At 72.2% G+C, this 3,180-nt stretch carries 4 protein-coding genes and 1 pseudogene; all 5 read right to left on the bottom strand.

The features are described 5' to 3' along the window. Nucleotides 1–390: HAD family hydrolase (locus tag IE249_RS38245; protein WP_506367328.1), on the bottom strand; the 390-nt coding region annotated here is incomplete at its 3' end. Beyond that, a complete protein-coding gene (locus IE249_RS38240) occupies nt 380–916 on the bottom strand; it encodes a hypothetical protein (RefSeq protein WP_229859116.1) in 537 nt (178 codons plus the stop codon). The genes IE249_RS38240 and IE249_RS38245, both read right to left, overlap by 11 nt. Before the next feature lie 11 nt (nt 917–927). Further along, the gene (locus IE249_RS23135; RefSeq protein ID WP_189707458.1) at nt 928–1,302 is read right to left on the bottom strand and encodes a hypothetical protein; all 375 of its coding nucleotides are present in this window, start codon (nt 1,300–1,302) and stop codon (nt 928–930) included. Beyond that, entirely contained in the window at nt 1,299–2,978 is a 1,680-nt protein-coding gene (locus tag IE249_RS23130; protein ID WP_189707456.1) for a cytochrome c oxidase subunit I, read from the bottom strand. The genes IE249_RS23135 and IE249_RS23130 overlap by 4 nt, the downstream gene beginning before the upstream one ends. Beyond that, nucleotides 2,975–3,180, bottom strand: a pseudogene (locus tag IE249_RS38235) (cytochrome c oxidase subunit II); the annotation flags it as partial. The pseudogene IE249_RS38235 and the gene IE249_RS23130, both read right to left, overlap by 4 nt.

The following is a 3,180-nucleotide window of genomic DNA, read 5'->3' as shown; positions in this document are numbered from 1 at the left end:
GACCGCGCGGGTGGTGTCCGCCGAGCCGTTGGTCAGGGTCAGCAGGCGCACTCCGGTCGCGTGCAGCGCCCGTACGCCGTCGGGCACGTCCGGGTGCACGGGCAGCTCCGGCAGGGCGGCCAGGACGTGCCGCACCGCGGGCCCGGTGTCCTGTCCGGGCCGCTCGCGGGCGAGCAGGGCGCGCAGTCCGTCGGCGGCCACCTCCGCGAAGGCCGCGCGGCCGCCGGCCAGGGTCAGGGCGATGCCGTCGCGCAGCACGCCCGCGAACCAGGCCGGCAGCAGTCCCGCGGACAGGCCCACGTCCGTCAGGCGGGCGCCGAGTGCGCCCATGTCGGTGATGGTCTCGTTGACGTCGAAGACGAGGACGTCCGGACTGGGGTCAGGGGACACGGGGTTCACCGCCTGTCGTCAGGGTGAGGTCGTGCACGGCCTGCCGCTCCTCGCGGTTCACCCAGGTCCAGGTGACCGCGGCCGCGGCGAGGCCGACCGGCAGCATTCCCACGATCATGGCGATGCCCTCGGCCGGGTGTCCGGCGGCGACGACGCCGACGGCGGGCAGGTCGAGCAGGGGCGCGGCCAGGAACAGGTACAGGCAGCGGCCGGGATCGCTCAGCCGGTGCCGGGTGCGGGCGGCGACGGGGAGCCAGAAGAGCACGGCGACGGCCGCCAGCACGGGCTCGGTCAGCAGCGCGCCGCCCGGCGTCCCGAACCGCAGGAGTTCGCCGAGCACGGCCCAGGCGTGCGCGAGCACCAGCAGGGGCAGCGCGACACCCGCGGGCACGCTGACCCGCTGCCACAGCGGCGAGTTCCGGGTCAGCCGCACCACGGCGGGGACCACCGCGGCGAGGACGAAACCCGACAGCCCCATCGCGATGACGGAGGACGGCGTCGAGGACATGTGCGCCGAGTGGTCCATCCGCACGCCCCTCAGTCCTCCTCGGCCGCGGTGCCGTGCACCGCCATGGCGATCGCGACGGCGAGCAGCGGCACGGCGAGGGCCAGCAGCCACAGGCCGTAGACGAAGGCCAGCGCGACCAGAGCGCAGCCGAACGCGGCGGGCGGCACGGCGGCGGCTCCGCGGTAGGGCACCCGGTAGCGGACCTGCTGGTCGGGGCCGGAGCGCGAGGACGCCAGCACGGCGAGCGCGGCCAGTTCGAGCAGGACGACGACGCCGCCCCACAGCCAGAAGACCAGGGAGCTCTCGCCGTAGATGCCGAGCACCGCGAGCAGTACGCCGTTGAGCGCGCCCCAGCCCGCGACCACGACGTACGGCAGTTGCCGCTTGAGTCCGTCCCGGTTCACGGGCCACTCGCCTCCTTCGCGGCCGGCGTCCCGCCCTCGCGCTGTCCGAGGTCGAGCAGCGGGGCGAAGCTGGTGACGGGCGGGACGGTCCGGCCGGGGACGAAGTTCAGGCGGGGCGGCGGCGAGGTCGTGGCCCACTCCAGGGTGTGCGCGTCCCACGGGTTGTCCCCCGCCGGCTCGCACCGGCCGAGTGAGGCCTTGCGCAGCGTCCACAGCACGTTGACCGTGAACGCGGTCATGGCGAGGGCGAGGACGCCCGCGCCGACGCTCGCGAGCAGGTTGAGCCAGGCGAAGCCGTCGAACGTCGCGTACGTCGCCACCCTGCGCGGCATGCCCAGGTAGCCGAGGGCGAACATGGGCAGGAAGGTCAGGTTGGTGCCGATGACCAGCAGCCAGAAGTGCAGCCGGCCCAGCCGCTCGCCGAGCATCACCCCGGTCACCTTCGGGAACCAGTAGTAGACGGCGGCGAAGAGGCCGAAGGCGCTGCCCGCGAACAGCACGTAGTGCAGGTGGGCCACGATGAAGTAGCTGTCGGTGACGTGGTAGTCGATCACGGGTGTGCCGATCATGATGCCGGTGAGCCCGCCGATCAGGAACTGCGGGATGAAGGCCAGGGCGAACAGCATCGGCACGGGGAAGCGCAGCCGGCCGCCGAGGACGGTGCCCACCATGCCGAAGTACTCCACGCCGGCGGGCACGAGCAGGGTGATCGAGGTCAGGGAGTAGTAGTCGTTGGTGGCCTGGCCGGTGGCGAACATGTGGTGGCCCCACACGCTCATCGAGATGGCGGCGAACACCAGCAGTGACAGGGCGGTGCCCTTGTAGCCGAAGAAGCGGCGGCCGGAGAAGACGGCGAGCACCTCGGCCACCGCGGCCAGGAACGGGAAGAACATCACGTACACCACGGGGTGGCCGTAGAACCAGAACAGGTGCTGGTAGCCGATGTTCCACACGTTGGAGGCGAAGACCGAGGCGTCGGCGCGGCCCACGGCGAGCAGGGTGAGCGCGGCGAGCAGGGCGGGGAAGGCGCCGATCACCATCAGGCAGGTGGCGATCATCGACCAGCAGAAGACGGGCAGGCGCAGCATGGTCATGCCGCGGGCGCGCCGGCGCAGCACCGTCCACAGCACGGCCCAGCCCATGATGATGACCCCGGTGGTGGCCAGCATGACGCCGCCGATCCACAGGTCCGAGCCGATGCTGGGCGAGTGCTCCTTGTCGGCCATCGGCGGGTAGGAGAACCAGCCGTCGGCGTGGGCGCCGTTCGGGGTGGCGAAGCCGGAGAGCATCATCACCGCGCCGAGCACGTAGAGCCAGTACCCCAGCAGGGTCAGGCGGGGGGCGGCGATGCCGGGGGCGCCGATCTGGAGGGGCACCAGGTAGACGCCCATGCCGATGGCGAACGGGGTCATGACCATGTAGATCATGCCGGAGCCGTGGATGGTGAAGACCTGGTTGTAGGTGAGGGGGTCGAGGAAGTGCCCGTCGGGCTGGGCCAGCTGACCGCGCATCAACAGGGCGAGGACGCCCATGAGCAGCAGCAGCACCAGCGAGGTGGCAACGGTGAGCAGGCCGATGCGCTTGTGGTCGGTGGAGGCCGCCCAGCCCAGCCAGCCGCTCGGCGCGACGGGCCGGCCGCCGGTGCCCTCCTTGTCCGCGGGCGGTGCGACCGTCATGCCGCCGGCCCGGCGAGCGGCTGCCCGTGCAGGAACCGGTCGTACTCGTCGGGCGGGACCGCCTTGATCCAGAAGTCCATCGCGTAGTGCCGCTCGCCGCAGAACTCCGCGCACCGGCCGCGCCAGCGGCCCTCGTGGTCGAGGGTGAGGGTGAAGGTGTTCACGTGGTCGGGGAAGGCGTCCATCTTGTAGCGCAGGTCCG

It is taken from the genome of Streptomyces anandii JCM 4720 (assembly GCF_014650655.1).
Taxonomy (GTDB): Bacteria; Actinomycetota; Actinomycetes; order Streptomycetales; family Streptomycetaceae; genus Streptomyces; species Streptomyces anandii.
This window is presented reverse-complemented; position numbering and strand designations above follow the sequence as displayed.